The organism is Sphingomonas sp. GCM10030256 (genome assembly GCF_042666415.1).
Taxonomy (GTDB): domain Bacteria; phylum Pseudomonadota; class Alphaproteobacteria; order Sphingomonadales; family Sphingomonadaceae; genus Sphingomicrobium.
Genome location: NZ_JBHTDI010000001.1, coordinates 404,258 through 429,288, shown reverse-complemented (window position 1 = coordinate 429,288; position 25,031 = coordinate 404,258). Strand labels below are relative to the sequence as shown.

Annotated in this window: 22 protein-coding genes; 9 read left to right on the top strand and 13 right to left on the bottom strand. The window is 66.4% G+C overall.

Going from position 1 to position 25,031, the window contains the following annotated elements; all coding sequences use genetic code 11:
- The first annotated feature begins 45 nt into the window (after positions 1-45).
- Positions 46-2,319 carry an NADP-dependent malic enzyme gene (locus ACFQPG_RS01985; RefSeq protein ID WP_380809847.1) on the top strand — a complete coding sequence of 758 codons (2,274 nt, stop codon included), beginning with the start codon at positions 46-48 and terminating at the stop codon, positions 2,317-2,319.
- A 39-nt stretch (positions 2,320-2,358) separates the two neighbouring features.
- Here ACFQPG_RS01985 and ACFQPG_RS01980 read toward each other — a convergent pair whose 3' ends face one another.
- Complete coding sequence (locus ACFQPG_RS01980; RefSeq protein WP_380809845.1) at positions 2,359-4,449, bottom strand: RelA/SpoT family protein; 2,091 nt, start codon at positions 4,447-4,449, stop codon at positions 2,359-2,361.
- A 142-nt stretch (positions 4,450-4,591) separates the two neighbouring features.
- Between ACFQPG_RS01980 and ACFQPG_RS01975 the strand changes: the two genes are divergently transcribed.
- Positions 4,592-5,122, top strand: a complete 531-nt coding sequence (locus ACFQPG_RS01975) for a winged helix-turn-helix transcriptional regulator (RefSeq protein WP_380809843.1) — start codon at positions 4,592-4,594, stop codon at positions 5,120-5,122.
- A gap of 31 nt (positions 5,123-5,153) precedes the next feature.
- Here the strand turns inward: ACFQPG_RS01975 and rpoZ are convergent, their stop codons facing one another.
- Entirely contained in the window at positions 5,154-5,495 is a 342-nt protein-coding gene (gene rpoZ, locus ACFQPG_RS01970) for a DNA-directed RNA polymerase subunit omega (protein ID WP_380809841.1), read from the bottom strand.
- A 35-nt stretch (positions 5,496-5,530) separates the two neighbouring features.
- Between rpoZ and ACFQPG_RS01965 the strand changes: the two genes are divergently transcribed.
- Positions 5,531-6,829 (top strand): phosphatidylserine/phosphatidylglycerophosphate/cardiolipin synthase family protein, encoded by a 1,299-nt coding sequence (locus ACFQPG_RS01965; RefSeq protein WP_380809839.1) that lies wholly within the window; start codon positions 5,531-5,533, stop codon positions 6,827-6,829.
- A gap of 3 nt (positions 6,830-6,832) precedes the next feature.
- Here ACFQPG_RS01965 and ACFQPG_RS01960 read toward each other — a convergent pair whose 3' ends face one another.
- Entirely contained in the window at positions 6,833-7,468 is a 636-nt protein-coding gene (locus tag ACFQPG_RS01960) for a class I SAM-dependent methyltransferase (RefSeq protein ID WP_380809838.1), read from the bottom strand.
- Positions 7,469-7,581: 113 nt separating this feature from the next.
- On the opposite strand from ACFQPG_RS01960, the gene ACFQPG_RS01955 reads away from it, so the two are divergent.
- Positions 7,582-8,880, top strand: coding sequence for an MFS transporter (locus tag ACFQPG_RS01955; RefSeq protein ID WP_380809836.1), 1,299 nt, complete (start codon positions 7,582-7,584; stop codon positions 8,878-8,880).
- A 13-nt stretch (positions 8,881-8,893) separates the two neighbouring features.
- Here the strand turns inward: ACFQPG_RS01955 and ACFQPG_RS01950 are convergent, their stop codons facing one another.
- From ACFQPG_RS01950 to ACFQPG_RS01940, 3 genes are all read right to left on the bottom strand, one after another.
- Entirely contained in the window at positions 8,894-11,203 is a 2,310-nt protein-coding gene (locus ACFQPG_RS01950) for a CDC48 family AAA ATPase (RefSeq protein WP_380809834.1), read from the bottom strand.
- 85 nt (positions 11,204-11,288) lie between these two features.
- Positions 11,289-12,053 (bottom strand): SDR family NAD(P)-dependent oxidoreductase, encoded by a 765-nt coding sequence (locus ACFQPG_RS01945; protein ID WP_380809832.1) that lies wholly within the window; start codon positions 12,051-12,053, stop codon positions 11,289-11,291.
- A 116-nt stretch (positions 12,054-12,169) separates the two neighbouring features.
- Entirely contained in the window at positions 12,170-12,628 is a 459-nt protein-coding gene (locus tag ACFQPG_RS01940) for a peptidylprolyl isomerase (protein WP_380809830.1), read from the bottom strand.
- 219 nt (positions 12,629-12,847) lie between these two features.
- Here ACFQPG_RS01940 and mgtE point away from each other — a divergent pair, with 219 nt between their 5' ends.
- Complete coding sequence (gene mgtE / locus ACFQPG_RS01935; protein WP_380809829.1) at positions 12,848-14,293, top strand: magnesium transporter; 1,446 nt, start codon at positions 12,848-12,850, stop codon at positions 14,291-14,293.
- Between the two features lie 58 nt (positions 14,294-14,351).
- On the top strand, positions 14,352-14,756 hold the full coding sequence (locus ACFQPG_RS01930) for a DUF1489 family protein (RefSeq protein WP_380809827.1): 405 nt from the start codon (positions 14,352-14,354) through the stop codon (positions 14,754-14,756).
- On the opposite strand, the gene ACFQPG_RS01925 is transcribed toward ACFQPG_RS01930, so the two are convergent.
- The 4 genes from ACFQPG_RS01925 to dinB all read right to left on the bottom strand — a co-directional run bounded on the left by ACFQPG_RS01925 (position 14,753) and on the right by dinB (position 18,117).
- A complete protein-coding gene (locus ACFQPG_RS01925) occupies positions 14,753-15,451 on the bottom strand; it encodes a GIN domain-containing protein (protein ID WP_380809825.1) in 699 nt (232 codons plus the stop codon). The genes ACFQPG_RS01930 and ACFQPG_RS01925 overlap by 4 nt on opposite strands.
- 35 nt (positions 15,452-15,486) lie before the next feature.
- A complete protein-coding gene (locus ACFQPG_RS01920) occupies positions 15,487-16,221 on the bottom strand; it encodes a head GIN domain-containing protein (RefSeq protein WP_380809823.1) in 735 nt (244 codons plus the stop codon).
- A 119-nt stretch (positions 16,222-16,340) separates the two neighbouring features.
- The gene (locus ACFQPG_RS01915; protein WP_380809821.1) at positions 16,341-16,874 is read right to left on the bottom strand and encodes a CarD family transcriptional regulator; all 534 of its coding nucleotides are present in this window, start codon (positions 16,872-16,874) and stop codon (positions 16,341-16,343) included.
- A gap of 160 nt (positions 16,875-17,034) precedes the next feature.
- Positions 17,035-18,117 (bottom strand): DNA polymerase IV, encoded by a 1,083-nt coding sequence (gene dinB / locus ACFQPG_RS01910; RefSeq protein ID WP_380809819.1) that lies wholly within the window; start codon positions 18,115-18,117, stop codon positions 17,035-17,037.
- A 220-nt stretch (positions 18,118-18,337) separates the two neighbouring features.
- Here dinB and sucC point away from each other — a divergent pair, with 220 nt between their 5' ends.
- From sucC to ACFQPG_RS01895, 3 genes are all read left to right on the top strand, one after another.
- Entirely contained in the window at positions 18,338-19,537 is a 1,200-nt protein-coding gene (gene sucC / locus ACFQPG_RS01905) for an ADP-forming succinate--CoA ligase subunit beta (RefSeq protein ID WP_380809817.1), read from the top strand.
- 142 nt (positions 19,538-19,679) lie between these two features.
- Positions 19,680-20,429, top strand: coding sequence for an electron transfer flavoprotein subunit beta/FixA family protein (locus ACFQPG_RS01900; protein ID WP_380809815.1), 750 nt, complete (start codon positions 19,680-19,682; stop codon positions 20,427-20,429).
- Positions 20,430-20,563: 134 nt separating this feature from the next.
- A complete protein-coding gene (locus tag ACFQPG_RS01895) occupies positions 20,564-21,496 on the top strand; it encodes an electron transfer flavoprotein subunit alpha/FixB family protein (RefSeq protein ID WP_380809814.1) in 933 nt (310 codons plus the stop codon).
- 84 nt (positions 21,497-21,580) lie between these two features.
- Here ACFQPG_RS01895 and ACFQPG_RS01890 read toward each other — a convergent pair whose 3' ends face one another.
- Genes ACFQPG_RS01890 through nhaA form a run of 3 tightly spaced genes read right to left on the bottom strand, consistent with a single transcriptional unit; the run spans position 21,581 to position 25,028 of the window.
- The gene (locus ACFQPG_RS01890; protein ID WP_380809812.1) at positions 21,581-22,552 is read right to left on the bottom strand and encodes a histone deacetylase family protein; all 972 of its coding nucleotides are present in this window, start codon (positions 22,550-22,552) and stop codon (positions 21,581-21,583) included.
- Positions 22,552-23,844 carry a hypothetical protein gene (locus ACFQPG_RS01885; RefSeq protein WP_380809810.1) on the bottom strand — a complete coding sequence of 431 codons (1,293 nt, stop codon included), beginning with the start codon at positions 23,842-23,844 and terminating at the stop codon, positions 22,552-22,554. Before ACFQPG_RS01885 ends, ACFQPG_RS01890 begins: the two co-directional genes overlap by 1 nt.
- Entirely contained in the window at positions 23,841-25,028 is a 1,188-nt protein-coding gene (gene nhaA, locus ACFQPG_RS01880) for a Na+/H+ antiporter NhaA (RefSeq protein WP_380809808.1), read from the bottom strand. The genes ACFQPG_RS01885 and nhaA overlap by 4 nt, the downstream gene beginning before the upstream one ends.
- Positions 25,029-25,031 lie beyond the last annotated feature (3 nt).

The window sequence follows — 25,031 nt, the reverse complement described above, 5'->3', positions numbered from 1 at the left end:
CAAGTGGGGTGGCTGCGAGCCAATGAGGGTGGTAACCGCTCCCCCATGTCCGAAAGCAACGTCAAGTTCAGCGAAGCCGAGGCGCTCCACTTCCACTCGCGCGGTCGGCCCGGCAAGATCGAGATCATCGCTTCCAAGCCGATGGCGACCCAGCGCGACCTGAGCCTGGCATATTCGCCCGGCGTAGCGGTCCCGGTGCGGGCGATCGCGGAGAATCCGGGCTGCGCCTACGACTTCACCGCCAAGGGCAACCTGGTCGCGGTGATCTCCAACGGCACTGCGATCCTCGGGTTGGGCAACCTCGGCGCGCTCGCCTCCAAGCCGGTGATGGAAGGCAAGGCGGTGCTGTTCAAGCGCTTCGCCGACGTCGATTCGATCGACCTGGAGCTCGACACCGAGGATCCGCAGCGGTTCATCGACGCCGTCTCGCTGCTGGAGCCGAGCTTTGGCGGGATCAACCTCGAGGACATCGCCGCGCCCGACTGTTTCGTGATCGAGCAGGCGCTGCGTGAGAAGATGAACATCCCGGTGTTCCATGACGACCAGCACGGCACCGCGATCATCACCGCCGCCGGGCTGATCAACGCGTGCCTGCTGACCGGTCGGGAACTGGGCGACATCAAGGTGGTGGTGAACGGCGCCGGGGCGGCGGCAATCGCCTGCACCGAGCTGATCAAGGCGATGGGCGTTCGCGGCGACAACGTGCTGATGTGCGACCGTTCCGGCGTGATCCACACCGGCCGCACAAACCTTGACCAATGGAAGTCGGCGCATGCGGTGGAAACCGATGCACGCACGCTCCAGGACGCGCTGCAGGGCGCTGACGTGTTCCTCGGCCTGTCGGCCGCCGGTGCGCTGAAAGCGGACTGGGTGCTGGAAATGGCGCCGCGTCCGATCATCTTCGCCATGGCCAACCCCGACCCGGAGATCACTCCGCCGGAGGCCAAGGCGGCGCGCCCGGATGCGATCGTGGCGACCGGCCGTTCCGATTATCCGAACCAGGTCAACAATGTGCTCGGCTTTCCCTTCATCTTCCGCGGGGCGTTGGACGTGCGGGCGCGGGCGATCAACGACGAGATGAAGATCGCCGCCGCCCGGGCGCTGGCGGACCTGGCCCGCGAGGCAGTGCCGGAGGAGGTGGCCGCAGCCTATGGCGGGACCAGCCACAAGTTCGGCGCCGATTACATCATCCCGGCGCCGTTCGATCCCCGGCTGATGGAAGTGGTGCCGGCCGCTGTCGCCGAAGCGGCGATGCGCAGCGGAGTCGCACAGAAGCCGATCGAGAACATGGCCGCCTACCGCCAGACCCTGCGTGCTCGGCTCAACCCGGCAGTGTCGGTCCTGACCCTTGCCTACGAGGCCGCACGCGCCAATCCCAAGCGGGTGCTGTTCGCGGAAGGCGAGGAGCGCAACGTGCTGCGCGCTGCCATCGCCTTCAAGGAGGGCGGGCTGGGCACGCCGGTGCTGGTCGGCCGCGACGAGGTGTACGATCACCTCAGGGAATTGGGGGTCGACGATCCCTCCGGCTACGAGGTGCTGAACAGCCGCAACTCGCCGCTGGTCGGACGGGCGGTGGACCATCTCTACGCCCGGCTGCAGCGTAAGGGGATGCTCCGCCGCGAGGTCGAGCGGATGGTCAACCAGGACCGCAACTATTTCGCCGCCGCCATGCTGGCGCTGGGCGAAGCCGATGCGATGATCACCGGCACCACCCGCCCGTTCAGCCAGTCGCTGAAGCAGGTGCAGTTGGTGATCGATACCGAAGAGGGCGCACCACCGTTCGGGATCAACATCGTGGTCGGTCACAACAAGACCATCCTGATCGCCGACACGGCGGTGACGGAGCGGCCCACGGCCGAGGAACTCGCCGCCATCGCGATTCGCTCCGCCAGCTTCTCCCGCCGTATGGGACAGGAGCCGCGGGTTGCCTTCACCAGCTACACGACGTTCGGCAACCCGCCCGGCGCTTACGTCGATAATCTGCGCGATGCGGTGACTTTGCTCGACGGCCAGGAAACCGACTTCGAATATGAAGGCGAGATGTCGCCGGATGTCGCGCTGAACCACGACATGCAGCGCCGGCACTATCCGTTCAGCCGGCTGTCCGGCCCGGCCAACATCCTGATCATGCCCGGCCTGCAATCTGCCAGCCTGTCGGCCAAGCTGCTCCGCGCGGTGGGTGGCGAAAGCGTGCTGGGGCCGTTCCTGCTCGGCATGTCCTTGCCGGTGCAGATCGCGCCGATGACCGCCACCGCCACGGACCTGGTGACTCTGGCGGTGCTCGGGGCCGGAGGCGCGGACCGGGCACGGCGGAGGTAAAATCTCGTCATTCGCCGCCTGCGCGGGAATGACGCTTAGCTAGATACGTTCCGCGCTCGACACCTGATCGGCCGCTCGGAGCGCGGCGATGATGGCGTGAAGGTGCGCCAGGTCATGCACTTCCACGTCGACGTGGAAGGTATGGAAGCTGCCGTCGCGGTGGACCAGGTTGAGGTTGACGATGTTCGCGCCCTTGGCCCCGAACACTCCCGCCATCGCTCCCAGCGCCCCCGCGACATCGCGCAGGATCACGCACAGCCGGGCGGTCGCACCGTCCGAACCATCGCCCCAGGCGAGGTCCAGCCAGTCGGCGTCGACGCCGGTCGCAAGCCTCTCGCAGCCGATCGCGTGGACTTCGATCTCCTCGTCCTCGCGGCGCAGGCCGACGATCCGGTCGCCGGGGATCGGGTGGCAGCATTGCGCCAGATGGTAGGCGACTCCCGCGGTCAGGCCCTTGATGGAGATCGCCTGACGCTGCGCGACCGGCCGCGGCGCGACATCGCCGCCGGTCGAGCCGGGCATCAGCGCTTCCATCAGCGCCTCGTCGCCGATCCGCTTGCGGGCGATGGCGATCATCAAGGCGTCGTCATCCTCCATCTTCAGTTTCTTGCGTGCCCGCGGCAGCGCCTCTGCCGGGAGCGGCATCGGCAGCCGCGCAACTATCTCGTCGTAGATCTTGTGTCCCAGCTCGACCGTTTCGTCCCGTTCCTTGTGGCGGACGAAGCGCCGCACCGCCGAGCGCGCCTTGCCGGTCGCGACGAAGCGCAGCCATGACGGCTGCGGATGCTGCGCTTCGCTGGCCAGGATCTCCACCTGATCGCCGTTTTCCAGCAGCGTGCGCAGGGGAACCACCCGGCCGTTGACCTTGGCCCCGACCGTCTTGTCTCCAAGGTCGGTGTGCACGGCGTAGGCGAAGTCGATCGGCGTCGCGCCCTTGGGCAACTGGATCAGCTCGCCCTTGGGAGTGAAGGCGAAGATCCGATCCTGGTACATCGCCATCCGGGTATGCTCGAGCAGTTCCTCAGGGCTTGCGGCATGGTCGAGGATTTCGACCAGGTCGTCGATCCAGGGCACCCGGATGTCGGCCGCGGGCTTGCCTTCCTTGTAGGCCCAGTGGGCGGCGAGGCCGCGCTCCGCCTGGTCATGCATCCGGCGGTCGCGAATCTGGATCTCGATTCGCATCTTGGAATCATGGATCACGGACGTGTGCAGCGAGCGGTAGCCGTTGCGCTTGGGCGTCGAGACGTAATCCTTGAACCGGCCCGGCACCATCGGCCAGCGGCTGTGGATCAGGCCAAGAGCCTTGTAGCATTCGGCGACATCGTCGACGATCACCCGGAACGCCATCACGTCGGACAATTGCTCAAAGCTGATGTGCCGCTCGGCCATCTTCTTCCAGATGCTGTACGGATGCTTCTCCCGCCCGGTGACCTCCGCCTCCAGGCCGTTGTCGGCGAGGTGCAGCTGGAGGCCGAGGCCGATGCGGCTGACAATGTCCCCGCCCTCGGCATGGAGCTGCTGAAGCCGCCGGGTAATCGAGGCGAAGGCATCCGGCTCCAGCTGCCGGAAGGCCAGCGTCTGCATCTCGTTCATGATCTCATACATGCCGATCCGCTCGGCGAGCGGGGCATAGATATCCATCGTCTCGCGGGCGATCCGGCGCCGTTTGTCCTCGCTCTCGATGTGGTGCAGCGTTCGCATGTTGTGGAGCCGGTCGGCCAGCTTCACCAGCAGCACGCGGATGTCGTCCGACAATGCCAGCAGGAACTTGCGGAGGTTCTCGGCGGCCCTTTCGTTCTCGGACTGGGCTTCGATCTTCGACAGCTTGGTAACGCCGTCCACGAGCCTGGCGACATTCGTCCCGAACAAGCGCTCGATCTCGTCGGGAGTGGCGACCGTATCCTCGATCGTGTCGTGGAGAATGCCGGTGACGATGGTCTCGTCGTCGAGTTTCAGGTCGGTGAGGATCCCCGCGACTTCGATCGGATGGCTGAAATAAGGATCGCCGCTCGCCCGGATCTGCGAACCATGAGCCTTGAGCGAAAACACGTAGGCGCGGTTGATCAGCCCCTCATCGGCATCGGGGTCGTAGGAGCGGACTCGCTCAACAAGCTCATATTGACGAAGCACCGCATCTATGTGGGCCGCGCGCCCCGCATGTTGCAAGTGCGAAGTGCCGTGGCGACGTCCCGGTCATTCCTGGGGCCGCTAATTGCTGTTCAGGACAGCGGATTTATGGTTCAATCGGGGTGCCGAACGGAAAGGGGGCCCTTTGGGTCGCGATATCGACCATATCGACGCGTACAAGGCGGCGGCGCTCAAGTGCCCGCTGCCGAGCGCGATCGACCTTGTTGGTGAGAAATGGGCTTTCCTCATCGTGCGCGGGGCACTTAACGGATTGCAGCACTTCGAGGAGTTCCAGGCCTGCCTCGGCATTGCCCGCAACATCCTGTCCGACCGGCTTTCCAAGATGGTCGCCGGCGGTGTCCTTGAGCGGGCCGCCGACCCAAGGGACCGGCGCAAGGTCGTTTATTCCCTGACCGAAAAGGGCAAGGGGCTCCTGCCGGTGGTGCTGGCGCTCCGCCAATGGGGGCTGGAATGGGGCCACGGCTCGAACGAGTTCGTCGCCGCGGACATGCGCGACGGCAAGCCCATCCGGCGCATCTGCATCCAGGCGCATGACGGGCGCGAGCTCGAGCTGCACGACCTGATGTGGATCGACGCGTCCGGCACCCGCTACCGGCGCCCGCTCCAGCCGAGCGCGCAGGCCCTCCCGCACACGCCCAAGGCGGCAAACAGCTAAAGGTCTCCCGGCGGGCCGGGAGACGAATCGATCACTCGTAGTCGTTGCCGCTTGGAGTCGGGCGGGGCGGAGCGGCCGCGGTCAGGCGCAGCGCCTCGGCGGACTCGCTGAGGCTCGCCAGCTCGTCCGTCTCATCCTCTTCGTCGATCTGAACCCGTTGCAGGCTGGACACAATCGCTTCCTGCAAGTGAGTCGGCCGCACCGTCTCTTCGGCAATCTCGCGCAGGGCAACGACCGGATTCTTGTCCCGATCGCGATCGAGGGTCAGGTCGGCGCCGCCCGAGATCTGCCGCGCCCGCTGGGCGGCCAGAAGCACCAGGTCGAAGCGGTTGGGGATCTTGTCGACGCAATCTTCGACGGTGACGCGCGCCATCAGCGGCCTGCCTTCTTGAAAAGTGAAGCTATTGGATGATCGCGCACCTAATGCGGGAGGGCGCCGCCGTCAAGGAAATCAGCCGCTTCCCCTCTGCCTGGTCGCACCCGCCCGCGCTTGCGCCGATGCGGGTCGGGGGGCAAGAGACCGGTATGGCCGCCCGTGTCGATGCCCTGGCTTCAACCCGCTCGCAGCCGATCGCCGCGGAGATCGCGGGGACGCGCCTGCTGATCCTGGACGATGGGCCGGAGCGGCTGAAGGCGCTGCTTGCGCTGATCGATGCTGCCCGCAGCAGCGTCCGCCTGCTGTTCTACATGTTCGCGGGCGACGCCTCGGGCGAAGCCGTTCGCGACGCCCTGGTTCGCGCGGTGGGGCGCGGGGTCGATGTGAAGCTGGTGATCGACGGGTTCGGCTGCTCCAACGGCATCGCCAACTTCTTCGCGCCCCTGACGAATGCGGGCGGAGCCTTCTGCCTGTTTCACCCGAGCTACGGCCGCCGCTACCTGCTGCGCAACCACCAGAAGATGGCGATTGCCGACGACCGTGTGGCGATCGTCGGTGGAGCCAACATCGCGGACGATTACTTCAGCGCCCACAGCGATAGCCGCTGGCGGGACCTGTGGCTTCGGCTGGAAGGGGCGGCGGTGAAGCCGCTCACGCGTTACTATGATGCCATTTTCGGGTGGACCACGACCAAGGGCGCGCGGATTCGCGACCTGCGCCGGATCATCCACCGCCATAGCCAGCATCGCGGTGCGCTGCAGTGGCGCTATGCCGGGCCGATGCGTGTGCGCAATCCGTGGCCGTCGAAACTCGCCAAGGAGATCATCTGCGGGGAGCAGGTGGACATGATCGCGGCCTATTTTTCCCCGCCCTTTGCCATGCTCCGCAGGCTTGCCCGCCTCGGGCGGCGCGGGCGGGTGCGGATCATCACGGCGGCACGATCCGACAACAATGCCACCATCGCGGCGGCCCGACACACCTACGCCAGGCTGCTTCGCAACGGTGTCGAGATGTACGAGTATCAGGCGGAGAAGCTGCACACCAAGCTCGTCATCGTCGATGACGTGGTGCACATCGGCTCGTCCAATTTCGACTTCCGCAGCCTGTACCTCAACCTCGAGAACATGCTGCGGATCGAGGATGCGGCCTTTGCCGCGCGGATGCGCCGCTACTTCGAAGGCGAACTGCAAGGCAGCTTGCGGATCACGCCCGAACTGCACAAGCGGCGGGCCAATGTCCTGCGCCGGCTGAAGTGGACCCTGTCGCACTTTCTGGTGACCAGCATGGACTATACGGTCACTCGCCGGCTGAACTTCGGCGCTGAGAAGTAAGCCTCAGTCGCGCGGCTCGCGGTAAGCCCAGAACAGCGTCGCCGGGGGAACGTTGACCCATTCGAATCCACGTTCGATCCGTTCGAACACCGGAGCGATGAAGTCGCGGACCTTGGGGCTGAACTGATAAACCAGGAACGCTCCGCCCGGGCGGATCACCCGCGCCGTCGCAGCCCCGATCGCGTCGCCGACACCTGGCGGAAGGGTCGAGAAGGGCAGGCCCGACAGAACGTAATCCGCATGCTCGAAGCCGCGGTCGGCAAGGATCTTCTCCACGTCGGCCGCGGATCCGGTGACCGGCATCAGCCGCGGATCGTCGATGTCCTGGCGCAGATAGTCGGTGAACTCCGCATTCGTGTCGATGGTCAGGAGCACCGCGTCGGGCTTCATTCGCTCCAGGATCGGACGGGTGAACGTCCCGACACCCGGCCCATATTCAACGAACAGCTTCGTGTTCTCCCAATCGACAGGCGCAAGCATCTTGTTGATGAGCTTGGACGAGGAAGGGATCACCGAGCCAACCATCACCGGGTTCTTCAGGAAGCCGCGAAGGAATTGCAGCCGCGGATTGCTGGTGTTCCGCGCGGTGCGGGCAAAACGGCGGGGGCCCTTGAGCGCGCGGGCGGACGAAACTTGCATGAAGGCTCCGGTCAAGCGGAAGGAATGGCGGCAGTCGTTGGCAAATGCTTGTCGCCTTGGCAAGTTCCGCTGGCGGGCTTTGCCGCACGGCCAGTCGCCGTTACAGCCGGGTCATGCGAAACGGACGGGTTCGGCAGAAGGTCGGCGGCAGTGCGCTGACCAACACGCAGTTTCTGCTGCTGTTTTCCGCCATGCTGGTCGCGGCGGCGGGGAACACCGCGCTGCAGTCTGTCATGCCGGCGATTGGCCGGGAGATCGGGATCGCCGACTTCTGGGTCGCCATTGCCTATACCTGGTCGGCTGTCCTGTGGGTGTGGCTGGCGCCGTTCTGGGCCGAGAAGAGCGACCATCATGGACGCAAGGCGCTGACCCTGCTCGGTCTTGCCGGGTTCATCGTCTCGATGGCGCTGTGCGGTCTGGCCCTAGCCGCCGGCCTCAACGGCTGGATCGGGGGCGTGCTGACGTTCGTGCTGTTCGGGGTGTTCCGCGCCATCTACGGCGGCCTGGGCTGCGCGACGCCCAGCGCGACGCAGGCCTATCTCGCCAGCCGCACCCGGCGCTCGGCCCGGACGAGCGCGCTGTCGGCGCTGTCCTCCTCGTTCGGGCTGGGCACGATCGTCGGTCCGGCGCTTGCGCCCTTGTTCGTGCTTCCGTTCATTGGGCTGCCCGGTCCCCTGTTCGCCTTCGCGCTCATCGCCATCGGCGTGTTCACGGCCATCCTGCTGTGGCTTCCCAATGATGCCTCCGGTCCCCGTGACGGCCGAGGCGCCGCGATGAGCTATCCCAGCCTCGCCTCGATGATCACCGGCGCGAGCGTGACCGCGGCCACCGCGCCCAAACGGATGAAGCGCCTCAGCTGGCGCGACCCGCGCGTGCGCCCGTGGATTGCCGCGGGAGTGGCGGCCGGCCACGCCCAGGCTGCGATCCTCACCTGCATCGGCTTCTTCGTCATCGACCGGCTGAACCTCCAGCCGAACGGAGCCGAAGGGCCGATCGCCATCGTCATGATGGCGGGCGCGGGAGCGACGCTCGCAGCCCAGTGGGGGCTCATCCCCCGCCTGGCGCTGTCCCCGCGATCGCTGATCCTGTGGGGGGCGCCGATCGCGGCCGCCGGGTTGCTCGTCACCATGTTCGCGACCGACCTTTACGACCTTGTGCTCGGTTTCGGCATCGCCTCGACCGGCTTCGGCCTGACTCGTCCGGGCTTTACTGCGGGTGCCAGCCTGGCAGTGCCGCTAGCCGAGCAGGGCGCAGTGGCCGGAGTGATCACGTCGGCCAACGGGATCAGCTTCATCGCTGCGCCGGCGATCGGGATGGCGCTTTACGCCGCCGATCGCCACCTGCCGTTCGCGGTTGGCGCGGTGATCCTCGCCGCTCTGTTCCTGTGGGGCCGCTCCCGGCTGCGCGCTTAGCGGAAAGCAGCCCCTAGGCCTGCTTGGCGGACGAGCGCGACCGCAGCATGCCGGGAGTGACAAAGCCGATCCCGCCATCGGGGCGGACCGCATTGCTCTTCAGCGTGTCCTGGATGCGAGCATATTCCTCCAGCATCTCCGGCGTGACGGACGCGCGCGTTTCAGTCAGCGCGGCGTCGAAATCGGCCATCGTCACCAAAGCGGAGTCAAGCCCGCGACGCAGTGCGGTGAGGCCGGCACGCCGGGTCAGATCCTCGAGATCGGCGCCGGTGAACCGGTCGGTGCGCTGCGCCAGCGCTTCCAGATCGACATCGGGGGCGAGCGGCATGCCCTCCGTGTGAATCGCGAGGATTCGGCGGCGGCCGGCCGTATCGGGCGGCCCGACATAAACCAGTTCATCGAACCGGCCGGGGCGAAGCAGCGCCGGGTCGATCAGGTTCGGGCGGTTGGTGGCGCCGATCATCACCAGGCCCTGCAGCTCCTCCAGTCCGTCCATCTCGGCCAGGATGGTATTGACCACGCGTTCGGTGACCTGCGGTTCGCCCATCCCGCCGCCGCGCGCCGGGACCAGGCTGTCCAATTCGTCGATGAAGATGACGGTCGGCGCGACCTGCCGGGCACGGGCGAACAGGCGGGCGATCTGCTGCTCGCTTTCGCCATACCATTTACTCAGCAGGTCGGATGATTTGGTGGCGATGAAGTTGGCCTGGCTCTCGCGCGCCGTGGCCTTGGCGAGCAGGGTCTTGCCAGTGCCCGGCGGACCATAGAGCAGGAAACCCTTGGCCGGGCGGATGCCGAGCCGCTTGAACGCCTCCGGGTGCTTGAGCGGCAGCTCCACGCCCTCGCGCAGCTTCGTCGCAGCCTGGTCGAGGCCGCCGACATCGTCCCAGCCGATGTTGGGGACCTGCACCATGACCTCGCGCATGGCCGACGGCTGGACGCGTTTCAGCGCATTGTCGAAGTCCGAAGCGAGGACCGACAATTTGTCGAGCACCTCGTTGGGAATGGTCCCGTCCTCCAGGTTTAACTCCGGCATGATCCGCCGGACCGTCTCCAGCGCGGCCTCGCGGGTCAGCGCGGCGAGGTCGGCACCGACGAAGCCGTAGGTGCGGCGGGCGAGGGCATCCAGGTCCATCCCGCCGTCCAGCGGCATGCCCCGGGTATGGATGCCGAGGATCTCGCGGCGGCCGTTCTCGTCGGGCACGCCGACGACGATCTCGCGGTCGAACCGGCCGGGCCGGCGCAGCGCCTCGTCGATCGCCTCCGGACGATTGGTGGCCGCGATCACCACCAGGTTCTGGCGCGGCTCCAGCCCGTCCATCAGCGTGAGCAGCTGCGCGACCAGCCGCTTCTCCGCTTCGCCGCTGACCTGGCCGCGTTTCGGCGCGATGGAATCGATCTCGTCGATGAAGATTATAGACGGACTTGCTGCCGAGGCTTCCGCGAACAGGTCGCGCAGCTTCTTCTCGGACTCGCCATAGGCGGAGCCCATGATCTCGGGGCCCGCGATATGGAAGAATTGCGCGTCGCTCTCGTTGGCCACCGCGCGCGCCAGCCGGGTCTTGCCGGTGCCGGGCGGACCGTGGAGCAGCACGCCCTTGGGCGGGTCGACGCCGAGCCGCTGGAACAGTTCCGGGTGGCGCAGCGGAAGCTCGACCATCTCGCGCAGCGCATCAATCGTGTCGCGCATGCCGCCGAGGTCGTCGTAGGTGACGTCCGCTCGTCGCTCCCCATGCTGCTCGGTGAACTCCGGCAGCAGCTCGACCTGGGTGGTCGCATCGATGTGGACGATGCCCTTTGGTGTCGTCGACACCACGGCCAGCCGGACCTCCTGCAAGGCAAAGGCCGGCGCGTTGAGGATCTGGCGGACATGTTCGGGCATGTCGGCGTTGACCCGCTGGTGTCCCGCCGTGGCGACCGTATCGCCAGCGGTCAGCGGGCGCCCGGCGAAGCTCCGCTTCAGTGCGTCGGCCGAGCCCTGTAGCCGAACGTTGTTCTGCGCCGGCGCGAACACGACCCTGCTCGCCAGCTTGGAGGCGGCCTTGCGGATATCGACGAAGTCGCCTGAGCCCACCCCGGCATTGGCCCGCTGCAGCCCGTCGAGGCGGATGATGTCCAATCCCTCGTCGTCGCCGTAGGGGCGAAGCGCGCGCGCGGGAGTGCTGCGCTTGCCGGCGATCTCGACCACGTCGCCGTCCGCGAGGGCCAGCGCTTCCATCACCTTGCGCGGAATCCGGGCAATGCCCCGGCCGCTGTCCGCCGGCGGCAGGTTCGCAACTTGCAGCCGCCGCGTATCAGTCACGGCAGTGTCGACGTCGGCCATTCGATTTCCTCTTCCCTCCCGCTTCCCAACCCGGCGCGGCGCTTCGGGTTCAATGTGGGACAGCAGCGAAACGAAAAAAGGGGCGCTACATCTTGAGCGAGCCGGCGATCCTGCGCACCAGCGCCCGCGGCAGGAAGCGCGTGGCCACGGCGCCGGCCTTGTTCAGCCCGCCGGTCACCACGATCGCCTGGTTTTTCTGAAGCCCGTTCAGCCCGGCCGCGACGACCGGTGCCGAGTCCATCGCGATCCGCTCCATCGCTTTGTTGAACCGCCCGCCCCAGCCGGCGACCTCGCCGAATTCGGTCCGCGTCGGCCCAGGGCACAGGCAAGTGACGCGAACGCCGTGCGGCTTCAACTCTTCATGCAGGGCTTCCGACAGACTCAGCACATAGGACTTGGTGGCGAAGTAGGCGGCCATTCCGGGGCCCGGCTGGAAGGCCGCGGTCGAGGCGACGTTGAGGATCCCGCCCCGCCGCCGTTCGATCATCCCGGGAACGACCGCGCGGGCCAGGTCCGTCAGCACCCCGCAATTGAGATCGATCATCTGCCGCAGCCGCGCCGGCTCCTGGTCCGCAAATTGCCCAGCAAGGCCGAAGCCGGCATTGTTGACCAGCAGGTCGACATGCTCGCCGTGCGCCTGGAGATCGGCCATCAGCCGCCGCGCGGCCTCCGGAACCGACAGGTCCAGCTCCACCGCACGCGCGCCGCCAAGCTCCGCCGCAAGGGCATCCAGCCGGTCCTTGCGCCGGGCGACCAGCACCAGCCGGGCGCCGTCGGCACTCAGCTGCCGCGCAAAATCGACTCCGAGGCCGGCCGAGGCGCCGGTGACGAGGGCAACGGGTCGGGTCACTCACCTACTCCTTCGACACTCGCTCGTCCCGAGCGCAGCGCAGCGTAGTCGAGCGGCGTTGAGGTCGCGAGCAAGCGCCCCTCGACTTCCCTCGGGACCAGCGGGCTGGTGCAGTTTCAGGCTACAGTCGCCTTCACGATCTTGCCCGGTTCACGCGGCGGCTCGCCCTTGGGCAGCGCGTCGACATGCTCCATGCCGCTCTCGACCTGGCCCCAGACGGTATATTGCTTGTCGAGGAAGCGGGCGTCGTCGAAGCAGATGAAGAACTGGCTGTTGGCGCTGTTCGGATTGCCGGCCCGAGCCATCGAGCAGGTGCCGCGAACGTGCGGCTCGGCGTTGAACTCGGCCTTGAGGTCGGGCTGCTGTGACCCGCCCATGCCGGTGCCGGTGGGGTCGCCGCCCTGCGCCATGAAGCCGGGGATCACGCGGTGGAACACCACGCCGTCGTAGAAGCCATTGTTCGCAAGCGAAGCGATCCGCTCGACATGGCCAGGCGCGAGGTCGGGACGAAGCCGGATCACGACGTCACCGCCGGTGGACAGGGTAAGGGTCAGCGTCTGCGGCGCGTCGGCCATGGGGTGGTCTCCTTGTTTGGGTTGGCGGCCATGTAGGCGTTCCGGGCCAACACGCAACTCGCCGCTCATGCTGAGGAGGGACTGCGTTTGGCGAAGGCCCGTCTCGAAGCACTGCAATCCTTGGAGACGCCGCTTCGGCCTCGCCCTGCGAGCGGAAGGTGACAAACGGGCCCCTCCATGACACAGGGGCGCCACGGGGTCGGCAAGGGGATTATGGGCATGAGCGAAAGCGAGAAGATCGCCACCGCCGCGCCTGTGCCAGAGGCTGCGCTCGCCGCTCCGCCACCATCCGATCCCGACAAGAGCGTCATGGACGCCGAGGACCGGCTCCGGCCGGCGTTCGTGGCCGAAGTGCTCGACGCCGTCGAGGCTGGCGATGTCGACACCGCGCACCGGCTGGTCGAGCCGCTCCATCCCGCCGACGTCGCCGACCTGATCGAGCTCGCCCGTTCCGACGAGCGTGAAGGCCTGGTCGCGGCCTTGTCCGACCTGGTGGACGCCGATGTGCTGGCGGAAATGAACGAGCACGTCCGCGAGGCGCTGATCGACGAGATGGAGCCGCAGCAGGTCGCCGACCTCGCCGGCCAGCTCGACACCGATGACGCGGTCGCGCTGATCGAGGACCTGGAGGAGCATGAGCAGCGTGCCGTGCTCCGGGCGATGGAGCCCGACGATCGCGCGGCGATCGAAGAAGCGCTCACCTATCCCGAGGAATCCGCCGGCCGGTTGATGCAGCGCGACCTGATCGCGGTGCCAGAGCATTGGACCGTCGGCCAGGTGATCGACTACCTCCGCTCGGACGCCGAACTCGCCAACGACTTCTGGGAGGTGTTCGTGGTTTCGCCCGACCACCATCCGGTCGGCACCTGCAAATTGTCCTCTGTCCTTCGCTCCCAGCGCTCGGCCAGGGTCGGCGAGATCATGGTCGAGGAGCAGACGCTGATCCCGGTCGATATGGACCAGGAGGACGTCGCGCTGCGCTTCCAGAAATATGCGCTGGTGTCCGCCGCTGTGGTCGACGGCAGCGGCCGGCTGGTCGGCATGATCACGGTGGACGACGTGGTCCACATCATCCAGGAAGAAGCCAGTGAGGACGTCCTGCTGCTGTCCGGCGCGGGCGAGGGCGACATCAACGAACCGGTGCGCGACAGCTACAAGGCGCGCGTCCGCTGGCTGATCGCCAACCTGCTGACCGCGCTGGTCGCCGCGACCGTCATCCGCCAGTTCGAGAGCAGCATCGAACGGTTCGCCATCCTCGCGGTGCTGATGCCGATCGTCGCCGGGGTTGGCGGCAATGCCGGCACCCAGACGCTGGCGGTCACCGTGCGCGCGCTGGCGACGAACCAGTTGACCGGCTCCAACCGCTGGCGGGCGGTCGGACGCGAGTTCCGGGTCGCCTTGCTCAACGGCTTCACGGTGGCGGTGCTGGTCGGCGTCGGGGTCGCGGTGGTGCTGTCCAACAACAGCCTCGGCGCGGTAATCGCGGCGGCGACCTTGTTCAACATCATCATCGCCGGCCTGGTCGGAGTGCTTGTGCCGCTCACCCTGGAGCGGCTCCGCGCCGACCCGGCGGTGGCGAGCAGCGTGTTCGTGACGATGGTCACGGATTCGATGGGCTTTCTGATCTTCCTGGGTCTGGCGACCGCGGCAGGAGTGACCGGCTGAGTACGCCGTGATGGCGGCAACCCGTTGATTCCGCTGAGCCCGGGGCTATCTCGGCCGGGTGTCTCACCTGCACCTCACAAAAGTCGCGGTCGGTTGCCGAACTTCCGAGGCGCTCGACAAGCGCATCGCTGGCCGGTCCGAGAACGGAGAGGTTAGGGTGGTCACTCGGATGCGGCCGAAACGGATGGAGGAGCTCATCGGCGGCTCCCTCTACTGGATCGTCAAGCACCGGATCATCGCTTGCCAGACAATCCTGCGCTTCGAAGACCGGACCGACGGGCGGCTGGATATCGTCTGCTCAGCAAGCCTGCAGGCGATCGCCCCTCGCGCCAAGCGCGCGCATCAGGGGTGGCGCTATCTCGAAGCGGACGACGCGCCGAAACCAGGCGACAGTGACGAGACCGGCATCGGCCTGCTGCCGCCACGCCTGTACGGCAAGCTGACGTCCCTCGCGCTGCTTTAACGGCAGCCGGACACGGACGCGGAGCCGCTTGCCTTCGCGGTGCAGGCCGGACGCCCGGCAAGGGTGACGGTCGCCAAGCCGGCGGCGGTGACCTGGGCCGTATTGGTGACGGTCAGCTGCACGGTCGCGGGGCCCTCGGCGCCCACCGTGGCGTCCTTGGCTGACAGCCCGGACCCGTCGAAGCTGCTGCTGCCGCGAACCATCGCGGTGACCTTGAGTGCCTTGCCCGCGGCTTGCATCGATCCCGAGCCGTCCAGGCCCGCGCTCAGCCGGTCGACCGCGACATCGCCGATCGCCACCGATCCCGAACCCTGGACCATGGACTCGAACGCGAGACCCTTGACCCGGTCGATGGTCAGGCTGCCCGCGCCGTTGACGATCGCCGCGGCCAAATCGTGGGTCGACAAAGCGATGCGGACCGGACCGGCCGGCTTGCCCGGATAGCCGCCCCATGACGAACGGTTGGGGCGAACGATCAGCGTCCGCCCTTGCACTTCGACCGCGACTCCGTCGAGCGCCTGCGGCGAGCCGCTCGCCTTGGCCGACACCGCGCGACCGGTCGAAAGGGACACGGCAAAGGGTCCCTCGACCCGAACTCGGTCAAACGTTGTGACGGAGAAGTTGCGCTCGGCGGCGAGCGCTGGAGTGCCCGCGGCGATACCAGCGGAAAGCGCGAGGAAAGCGGACCTGATCATCCCGCCACCCTTGCGCGCCGATGGTTAACGCCGGGTCAAGAGCAGGTCACGTTGCCGGAGCCTGCCTTGGACACGCTGCACTTGGCGCCGCCGGAAACTTGTACATTGCCGGACCCGGCAATGTCGACTTTCGCGGTGCGGGTGGCCTGCGCGGCGATGTTGCCGGAGCCGGCGATCTCGGCGGCCGCTTCCTCCGCCAGGACCTCGCCTGCGCGGATTTCGCCCGAACCGGCGATCTCGTACGCGACGCGTTCGGCCCGGCCCCGCGCTGTCACGTTCCCCGAACCCGCGATTTCGAGGCCAAGCTGCTGCACCGCCACATTGGGCAGGTTGAGATTGCCGGAGCCAGCCACGGTGCCTTGAAATCGCTCACCGGCAATCCGGTTGACGACCATATCTCCCGAGCCTGCGATCGTCGCGCGGCTCAGCATCGGGCCCGCGACCGCGACCTGCACGGTGTCCTTGTGGTCGCCCCAGTTCCAGCCGCGGAACATCCCCTTCTTTCTTTGCGGGTGAATCTTGAGGGTTCCGTCCACGACTTCGACAACCATTTTGTCGAGGGCTTCCGACGGACCCCGGGCTGATACGGCGGGCTGCCCGCCGGTCGTGACCTCGACATGGAACGGGCCGGCGACCTCGATCTTGCTGAAGCTGCCGACCGGAAAGCTGCGTTGGATCGCCGGGCCTGGTTCGGCGGCCTCCTCGGCCTTGCCCTGGCCGCAGGCGGCAAGCGCCAGGGCCACCGTGGTCCCAATCCAAAAGCCTCGCATATGACTCTCCTCTCGGCGTGTTGCTTACGTAATACAGCAGCGCACCGAGGCGGGCAAGCAAAAGAAAAGGGCGCCTCCTTGCGGAAGCGCCCCGATCTCAGGCTCGACGGGAGCGACGCTCAGGCGTCTTCCTTGGCCTTGTTGTGAATCGCCGCGGCCTTGTTGAGGATTTCCAGGATCTTCTGCAGCGCGGTCGGCTCGTCGACCTGCTCCATTGCCGCCAGCTCACGCGCCAGGCGCGACGAGGCGGCTTCGAAGATCTGCCGCTCCGAATAGCTCTGCTCGGGCTGATCGTCGGCACGGAACAGGTCGCGCGTCACCTCGGCGATCGACGTCAGGTCGCCCGAGTTGATCTTCGCTTCATATTCCTGCGCGCGGCGCGACCACATGGTGCGCTTCACCTTGGGCTTGCCCTTCAGGGTCTCGAGCGCATCCTTCATCGTCTTGTCGGACGACAGCTTCCGCATCCCCACCGAGTCGGCCTTCAGGACCGGCACGCGGAGGGTCATTTTCTCCTTTTCGAAGCGGAGGACGTACAGGTCGAGGCTGGCACCAGCGATTTCGGTGCTTTGCAGTTCAACAACCCGGCCAACGCCATGCTTGGGGTAAACAACATAATCGCCAACGTCGAAGCTCAAGGCTTTCGCTGCCATCCGTTCACCTTCCTATGCGTATGAGTCTTAGCCCTCGGAATCCGCCGCGCCCCCCAAGTAGACCCGCGGTCCTCTGGCTCTTCCTCGTTCGAGAATACTGCTTGCGATACAACGGCCGCAGAAGGCGGCAGTTCCGGTGCAGCATGTAACACAACCGCAATCAGATAGCCAGCGCCAGCTGCCTCGGTGCCTGATTATCAACCTCGATCAAGTTGTGAATACCAAGCCCTAACAAACGGATACCCTTGGCGGTTGGAAGCAGCGCAGTCAGCAGCTCGCGCCCCGCGGCCGTGAACGAACGGGCGTCCGCGATCGGTTCGGCAAAGCTCCTGGAGCGGGTACAAAGCTGGAAGTCGGCATATTTCACCTTGAGCGTTACCGTGCGGCCGGTCGCGCTGCTGCGCTCGATCCGAGCCCAGGCCAGCCCCGCGACCCGTTCGAGCTCCGTCAGCAGCGCGTGGGGATCGCTCAGGTCCTCATCGAAGGTGCGTTCCGCGCTGATCGACTTGGCCGTGCGATGGGCGCGGACCGGCCGATCGTCGATCCCCCGGCAAATTCGCCAATACCACTCGCCGGAGCTTCCGAAGCGTCCCTCCAGTTCCTCTCGGGACAAGCCTTGCAGGTCGGCGCCGGTGTGGATGCCCAGCTGGTTCAGCCGTTCGGCGGTTTTCGGGCCAATGCCGTGGAAGCGGGCGACCGGCAGGGAGGCGATGAAGGCCGAGGCCTGCGCCGGGGTAATGACACACAGCCCGTCCGGCTTGTTCTGGTCCGACGCGAGCTTGGCGACGAACTTGCAGTAGCTCACCCCCGCCGATGCGGTCAGCTGCGTCTCGGACCGGATCCGGCGCCGGATCTCCTCGCCGATTGCCCGTGCCGATCCCAGCCGATGCCGGTCGACCGTCACGTCCAGATAGGCCTCGTCCAGCGACAGTGGCTCGATCAGCTCGGTGAATTCTGCGAAGATCGCGCGGATCTGCTGGCTGACCTGCTTGTAGGCGTCGAACCGCGGCTTGACGAACACCAGGTCCGGGCAGCGCCGCTTTGCGGTGACCGAGGGCAACGCCGAACGAACACCGAACTTCCGCGCCTCATAGCTGGCTGCCGCAACGACCCCGCGGTGTCCGCCGCCGACCGCCACCGGCCGCCCACGCAGCTCGGGATTGTCGCGCTGCTCGACGCTGGCGAAAAACGCATCCATGTCGATGTGGATGATCTTGCGAACAGGCAGCGAGGAGTCGGGCACGGTGACTTTCTGTGTCCTACAGGGCGGCGGCGAGTCTACACCGGATCAAGAGGCGCGTCGGTTGATCTGGCAGTGGGGTGCAAGGGCCGGGAACGCCCCGTTAGTGTGAACATTGTGAACATTGGCCTGTGGCCATCTTCGGTTCCGGGCGTGCCGCACCACTTTGCACCGGTTGCGAGTTTCTGCTTTAGGCGCCCCAAACAGCTCGCGGGAATCACGAATGAACATCCACGAATATCAGGCCAAGGAATTGCTTGCGAAGTTCGGCGTGCCGGTGCCTGCTGGCCATGCCGCGATGACGGTGGACGAGGCAGTCAAGGCGGCCGAGCAGCTCCCGGGCCCATTGTGGGTGGTCAAGGCCCAGATCCACGCCGGCGGCCGCGGCAAGGGCAAGTTCAAGGAACTCGGCCCTGACGCCAAGGGGGGCGTGCGCCTCGCCAGGTCGGTGGAGGAAGTCCGTGCCCATGCCGAGGAGATGCTCGGCAAGACGCTGGTCACCATCCAGACCGGCGCCGAGGGCAAGGAAGTGCAGCGCCTCTACATCACCGACGGCGTCGACATCGCCAAGGAATATTACCTCGCCCTGCTGGTCGACCGCGACACCGGCCGGATCGCGGTGGTCGCCTCCACCGAAGGTGGCATGGACATCGAGACGGTGGCCCATGACACTCCGGAGAAGATCGAGACGATCACCATCGATCCCGCAACCGGGCTGATGCCGCACCACGGGCGCGCGGTCGCTGCGGCGCTCGGCCTGACCGGCGATCTGGCCAAGCAGGCGCAAAAGGTGCTCGCCAAGCTGTACGACGCTTTCCTCGGCACCGACGCCGAGCAGATCGAGATCAACCCGCTGGCGGTCACTGACGACGGCAAGCTGATGGTCCTCGACGCCAAGGTCGGCTTCGACGGCAACGCCATGTTCCGCCACAAGGACCTCGCCGAGCTGCGCGACCTCACCGAGGAGGACGCGCACGAGATCGAGGCGTCCAAGCACGACCTCGCCTACATCAAGCTCGACGGCGACATCGGCTGCATGGTCAATGGCGCTGGCCTCGCCATGGCGACGATGGACATCATCAAGCTGAACGGCGCCGAACCGGCCAATTTCCTCGACGTCGGCGGCGGCGCCAACAAGGAAAAGGTCACCGCCGCGTTCAAGCTCATCCTGTCCGACCCGGCGGTGAAGGGCATCCTGGTCAACATCTTCGGCGGGATCATGCGCTGCGACACGATCGCGGAAGGCATCGTGGCCGCGGCGAAGGAAGTGCATCTGGACGTGCCGCTGGTGGTTCGCCTGGAGGGGACCAACGTCGAGCAGGGCAAGGAGATACTGGCCAATTCCGGCCTGCCAATCGTTGCGGCGAACGATCTTGGAGATGCCGCGCAGAAGATCGTCGCCGAGGTGAAGAAGGCGGCTTGAGGTTCACGTGCTTCGACGCGCCGGTTCGACAAGCTCACCGGCTCCTCAGCATGAGCGGGTTTACTGGATCCGCTTACGCTGAGGAGAAACTGAGCGAAGTCGAAGGCCCGTCTCGAAGCGCTTTGAAGGAAGAGAGCAGCAGATGAAGGTCCTGGTCGCGGTCAAGCGAGTGATCGATTACAACGTCAAGCCGCGGGTGAAGATGGACGGCTCCGGCGTCGATCTCGCCAATGTCAAGATGAGCATGAACCCCTTCGACGAGATCGCCGTCGAGGAAGCCATCCGCCTCAAGGAAAAGGGCGCGGCGACGGAGATCGTGGCCGTCTCGATCGGCCCGGCCAAGGCGCAGGAAACGCTGCGCACCTCGCTGGCGATGGGTGCCGACCGCGCGATCCTGATCCAGACCGACGACGAGGTCGAGCCGCTGGCCGTCGCCAAGATCCTCGCCAGGATTGCCCAAGAGGAGCAGCCCGGCCTGTTCCTGCTCGGCAAGCAGGCGATCGACGATGACAGCAGCCAGGTCGGGCAGATGCTCGGCGCGCTGCTCGGCTGGGGCCAGGGCACCTTCGCCTCGAAGATCGAGGTCAACGGCGACACCGCCAATGTCACTCGTGAAGTCGACGGCGGCCTCGAGACGGTGGCGCTGAAGCTCCCGGCGATCGTCACCACCGACCTCCGCCTGAACGAGCCGCGCTACGCCTCGCTGCCCAACATCATGAAGGCCAAGTCGAAGCCGCTCGCGACCAAGACGCCTTCCGACTATGGGGTGGACACCGCACCGCGGCTCGAAACGCTCAAGGTCGTTGAACCGTCCAAGCGCCAGGCTGGCGCCAAGGTCGGGTCGGTTGACGAACTGGTCGCCAAGCTGAAGTCGCTGGGGGTCGTGGCCTGACTTAACTGTTGCCCTGAGCCGGTCGAAGGGCTGTCCTTCTTCGGCTCAGTCACAAGGAGCAGGGCAGGGCTTGCCCCTTCGGGTCTCTTCGATCCGACAAGCTCAGCCCACACGGGTTTTGAAGAGGACCGAAGATGAAGATCCTGGTTCTGGGTGAACATAACAACGGCAAGGTCAAGGACTCGACCCTCGCCACCCTCGGCGCGGCAGCGAAGCTCGGCGGCGAGGTCAATCTGCTGCTTACCGATTCCGGTGCGCCATCCGTCGCGGAAGACGCGAAGACCATTGCCGGCGTCTCTAAGGTGCTGATCGCCGGGGACGCCGCGCTCGACCATGAGCTGGCAGAGTCGGTCGCCCCATTGCTCGCACGGCTGATGGAGAGCTATGACATCCTGCTCGCCAGCTCGACCACCACCGGCCGCAACATCGCGCCGCGAGTGGCCGCGATGCTGGACGTCATGCAGATCAGCGACATCGTTGCGGTCGAGGGACCGGAGACGTTCCAGCGGCCGATCTACGCCGGCAATGCGATCGCCACCGTTCGCTCGAAGGATGCCAAGAAGGTCATCACCGTCCGCGGCACCGCTTTCGAAAAGGCGCAGCGCGGCGGCGGCTCGGCTTCGATCGAGCAGGTCGAGGCGGGTGAATCCAACGACCGCTCGTCCTTCGTCTCCATGGAAGCCAGCGAAAGCGAGCGGCCCGAACTGACCAGCGCCAAGATCATCGTCTCCGGGGGGCGCGCGCTGGGCTCGAACGAGACTTTCCACCAGTTGATCGACCCGCTCGCCGACAAGCTCGGCGCGGCGGTCGGCGCGAGCCGCGCTGCGGTCGATGCGGGCTATGCGCCCAATGACTATCAGGTCGGCCAGACCGGCAAAATCGTCGCTCCCGAGCTGTACATCGCCATCGGCATCTCCGGCGCCATCCAGCACCTCGCCGGCATGAAGGACAGCAAGGTCATCGTCGCGATCAACAAGGACGAGGAAGCGCCAATCTTCCAGGTCGCCGACGTCGGCCTGGTCGGCGACCTGTTCAAGATAGTGCCGGAATTGACGGAGAAGTTGTAGTTCGTCGGTCTGCTCCGGCTGTTCGAACCGGGCGAAGTGTTGGCTTGGCTGTGCAACCCCGGCGAGCGGCGCAGGTCGAACTGATCAGAAGCCGCTGAGGAAGTTCGCAACGTTGGCGCCGAGCGCCTCGATTGCATAGCCGCCTTCCATGACGATCAGCGTCGGCAAGCCGAGCTCCGCGATGTGCCTTGCCATGCGCGTGTAATCGCCAGTCTCCAGCGCAAAGTGGCTGATCGGGTCTCCTGCGTAGGTATCCGCGCCGAAGCTGACGATCAGCAGCTCTGGCGATCCCTCGCTTAGCCACTCCAGCGATCGGACCAAGGCGGGCTCATAGCTGCGCCAATCGGTTCCGCGCGGAAGGGGCAGGTTGAGGAGGTTGCCGCCGCTTTCATCGGCATGACCCCAGAAGAATGGATAGTCGTGCCGCGGATCGGCGTGGATCGAAGCGAAGTGAATGCCCTGGCGCTCGGCCAGAATGTCCTGGGTGCCGTTGCCGTGGTGGTAATCCACATCGAGGATCGCGGCGCGCTGTCCCGCCGAAAGTGCGCAGACCGCGGCTGTGTTCAGGTAGGAATAGCCGCCCATGTAATCGGGTCCGGCGTGATGGCCCGGCGGGCGGGTCAGGGCAAAGGCGTTCGCGCCCGCTTGGACCGCGGCCAGCGCGGACAAGCCCGTCTGCGCGGCCCAATAGCCGGCTTCCCACGTGCCCGGGCCGATCGGCGTGCAAGTATCGTAACTGTAGCGCCCGAGCCGCGCGTCAATCCGATCGAGCGCCATTTTCCGGCGCTGAACCGGAAAGGCATAGGGCAGGGCGTCGCCGGCCCGTCCTGCCGCCAGCCACTCGGCGTGGGCGGTGCGCAAAAACTCGACGTAGGCGGGATCGTGGGCGGCAAGGATCGGCTCGAGGCCATGATCTTGCGGCGTTTCGGTCGGACCGATCGGCGACAGGATCGAGTCGACGCGGCCGGGATGCTCCGCAGCCGGGTGGAGCGCGCCATTGAAGAATTCCGTGGCCGGGGCGTGCAGCCGCTGCTGCTCGTCCCAGAAACAGCGCATCAGCGCGCCCGCAGGTCCGACGGAAGGGTCGGCTCCGACAATATCTGCTCCATCCGCCGCCACTTGGCCGCCTGGTCCGGGCCGTGACTGTCGACATCCGCCTGCACCATGTCGCGGCCCAGGCCATAGTTGATGACGTAGGTGCGATATTGCTTGGTGAAAGCAATTGACTGCCTGGCTCGCGCCTCGCTCACCAGCTGGTACTTCTGGGTGAGCGCTACGGCTTCAGCCTCCGGTACCCGGCCTTCCAGGAACTCGCGGGCGATGGTGAAACGAGCTCCGCCGAGGTCGCGCAGCGCGGTCAACAGCGCGTCGTACCGCGCCGCGTCCGCCACCGGCAATCCGGCGAGAGGGTAGAGCGCCCGCACTTCGTAGGCGAGCTTCTCAGGCCCCGGGAACGCCAGGTCGATGCCGTAATTGGCCGAGCCTTCGGAAATGATCGATTGCGGCGAGAACAGCGGCTGGACGCTATGCTCGATCCACCCGCGCCCGCGCACCAGCCTCTGCTCCAGGAGCACGTTCAGCACGTGGTGGCCGGGGTAGCCTTCATGGCAGCCGAGGTCGACGGCGCGGCTGATGCGGATCGGCAGGTCGGTGTTGATCTCGATCTTGCTGGCGAAGTCGCCCTGATAATAATTGTAGCCGGACCAGCTCTTGCCGGTGACAAAGGCCATTGCGAATGTCTCGGTCGGCGGCAGGGTCATGTGACGCATCGTTCGTGTGCGGCACTCCGCGATTGCGGCGTCGAATGCCGGCTTCAGCCGCTCCTTGGGGATGGTGAAGCGGTCCTGGAACGCATCTACCCGCTGCCACAGCGGCCCTTGGCCGGGGACAAGATTGTCGATCCGCGCGAGCACCGGGTCATAGGCGGTGAGCGGCTTCAGCTCCGGCCGCACCGCAAACAGCCCGACCGCCTCCTCCTCGAAGCTCAGCTTTTCGCCGCCTAGCATCCGCAGGCGGGTCCTGGCGGCGGTCAGCTGCGCCTGCAGGAAGGCGGTGCGGCGCGGTTCGGCAGCAGCTGCCGCGGCGAGGCGGGCCTGAAGGGCGTCGACCTTCGAAGCCAACTGCGGGAGCGAGGAGGCGGCGCCAAGCGCCTTGCCCTCGGATTTCAGCTCGTCCGGGCCATAGTAAGCATCGATATAGCCTTCTTCCTTCTCCCCGATCGCGAGCTGCAGCCGGACATAATCGCGAGCGATCGCATCGAGGCTGTCGCGCGGAGCAGCGGCGGTGGCACAGGCCGCAAGCGTCAGGGGAAGGAGGATCGCCGAGATCCAGCGGTGGAAACGGGTCAAGCAGTGGTCCTTCCCTGGTCCTCGCCGAAGATCTTCAGCGCCTCGCTGCGATCGGCCTCGCTGCTTGGTAGCGGAGGCGCGGTGCGAAGGACAAGGAAGCCCGCGATCCCCGACGCAAGCGAACCCAACAGGGTCCCGATCTTGGCCTGGTCAACCAGCGCCGGATCGCCGAAGGCGAGCGCGCCGATGAACAGGCTCATGGTGAAGCCGATCCCGCACAGCAGCGCCGCGCCGTGCACCTGCCGCCAGGTGACGCTGTCCGGCTTGGGGGCAAGGCCGCTGCGGTGGGCCAGATGGACCGCGCCGACGACGCCAATCTGCTTACCCAGGAACAGGCCAAGCGCGATCCCGAGTGGCAGGGGGCTGAGGATTGCGTCCAAACCGCTGAACGCGACCCCGGCGCTGGCGAAGCCGAACAGCGGGACGACGCCGAGCATCACCGGCTTGTGCAATCGATGCTCAAGCACCTTCAGCGGGGAGCGCGCCTCGCCTTTGCCGAGCGGTACGGTCAAGGCGGCGAGAACGCCAGCGATGGTCGCGTGGATGCCGGATTCGTGCACCGCGACCCACAGGGCTGCGAAGCCGAACAGGTAGGGCCACAGGCGGCGCACCCCGAATAGGTTCATTGCGCCCATGAGGGCCAGGATCGCGGCCGCGGCGGCCAACGGGCCGGGATGGAGGTCGGCGGTATAGAACAGTGCGATCACCACCACCGCGCCAATGTCGTCGATGATCGCAATGGTGACTAGCAGCAGCTTCAGCGAGGCGGGGGCTCGGCTGCCGAGCAGCGCCAACACCCCCAATGCAAAGGCGATATCGGTTGCCGCCGGGACGGCCCAGCCACGACTGAGGCCAGGCTCGCCACCGGCTACCAACAGGTAGATGAGCGCGGGAACCGCCATCCCGGCCGCGGCGGCGAGGATCGGCAGCCGCCGCTGCGCGGGCGTGACCAGACGTCCGGCGAACCATTCGCGCTTCACCTCCAGCCCGACCAACAGGAAGAACAGCGCCATCAGCCCGTCGGCGATCCAGTGGTGGACATCGAGCGGGCCCAGCTTGAGGTGAAGCAGGCCCTGGTACGAGGCTGCCAGCGGCGAGTTGGCGACCAGCAGCGCCGCCGCCGCCGCCGCCATCAGCGCCAGGCCGGCAATCTTCTCGTCGCGTTCGGTGTCGGCCTGGCTCATCGA

What these genes read in the sequence shown, in the direction of transcription:
- ACFQPG_RS01985 (WP_380809847.1), top strand. Translation starts at nt 46, where the DNA reads ATGTCCGAAAGCAACGTCAAGTTCAGCGAAGCCGAGGCGCTCCACTTC.
- rpoZ (WP_380809841.1), bottom strand. Translation starts at nt 5,495, where the DNA reads ATGGCGCGCGTCACCGTCGAAGATTGCGTCGACAAGATCCCCAACCGC.
- ACFQPG_RS01965 (WP_380809839.1), top strand. Translation starts at nt 5,531, where the DNA reads ATGATCGCGCACCTAATGCGGGAGGGCGCCGCCGTCAAGGAAATCAGC.
- ACFQPG_RS01960 (WP_380809838.1), bottom strand. Translation starts at nt 7,468, where the DNA reads ATGCAAGTTTCGTCCGCCCGCGCGCTCAAGGGCCCCCGCCGTTTTGCC.
- ACFQPG_RS01955 (WP_380809836.1), top strand. Translation starts at nt 7,582, where the DNA reads ATGCGAAACGGACGGGTTCGGCAGAAGGTCGGCGGCAGTGCGCTGACC.
- ACFQPG_RS01950 (WP_380809834.1), bottom strand. Translation starts at nt 11,203, where the DNA reads ATGGCCGACGTCGACACTGCCGTGACTGATACGCGGCGGCTGCAAGTT.
- ACFQPG_RS01940 (WP_380809830.1), bottom strand. Translation starts at nt 12,628, where the DNA reads ATGGCCGACGCGCCGCAGACGCTGACCCTTACCCTGTCCACCGGCGGT.
- mgtE (WP_380809829.1), top strand. Translation starts at nt 12,848, where the DNA reads ATGAGCGAAAGCGAGAAGATCGCCACCGCCGCGCCTGTGCCAGAGGCT.
- ACFQPG_RS01925 (WP_380809825.1), bottom strand. Translation starts at nt 15,451, where the DNA reads ATGATCAGGTCCGCTTTCCTCGCGCTTTCCGCTGGTATCGCCGCGGGC.
- ACFQPG_RS01920 (WP_380809823.1), bottom strand. Translation starts at nt 16,221, where the DNA reads ATGCGAGGCTTTTGGATTGGGACCACGGTGGCCCTGGCGCTTGCCGCC.
- ACFQPG_RS01915 (WP_380809821.1), bottom strand. Translation starts at nt 16,874, where the DNA reads ATGGCAGCGAAAGCCTTGAGCTTCGACGTTGGCGATTATGTTGTTTAC.
- sucC (WP_380809817.1), top strand. Translation starts at nt 18,338, where the DNA reads ATGAACATCCACGAATATCAGGCCAAGGAATTGCTTGCGAAGTTCGGC.
- ACFQPG_RS01900 (WP_380809815.1), top strand. Translation starts at nt 19,680, where the DNA reads ATGAAGGTCCTGGTCGCGGTCAAGCGAGTGATCGATTACAACGTCAAG.
- ACFQPG_RS01895 (WP_380809814.1), top strand. Translation starts at nt 20,564, where the DNA reads ATGAAGATCCTGGTTCTGGGTGAACATAACAACGGCAAGGTCAAGGAC.
- ACFQPG_RS01890 (WP_380809812.1), bottom strand. Translation starts at nt 22,552, where the DNA reads ATGCGCTGTTTCTGGGACGAGCAGCAGCGGCTGCACGCCCCGGCCACG.
- nhaA (WP_380809808.1), bottom strand. Translation starts at nt 25,028, where the DNA reads ATGAGCCAGGCCGACACCGAACGCGACGAGAAGATTGCCGGCCTGGCG.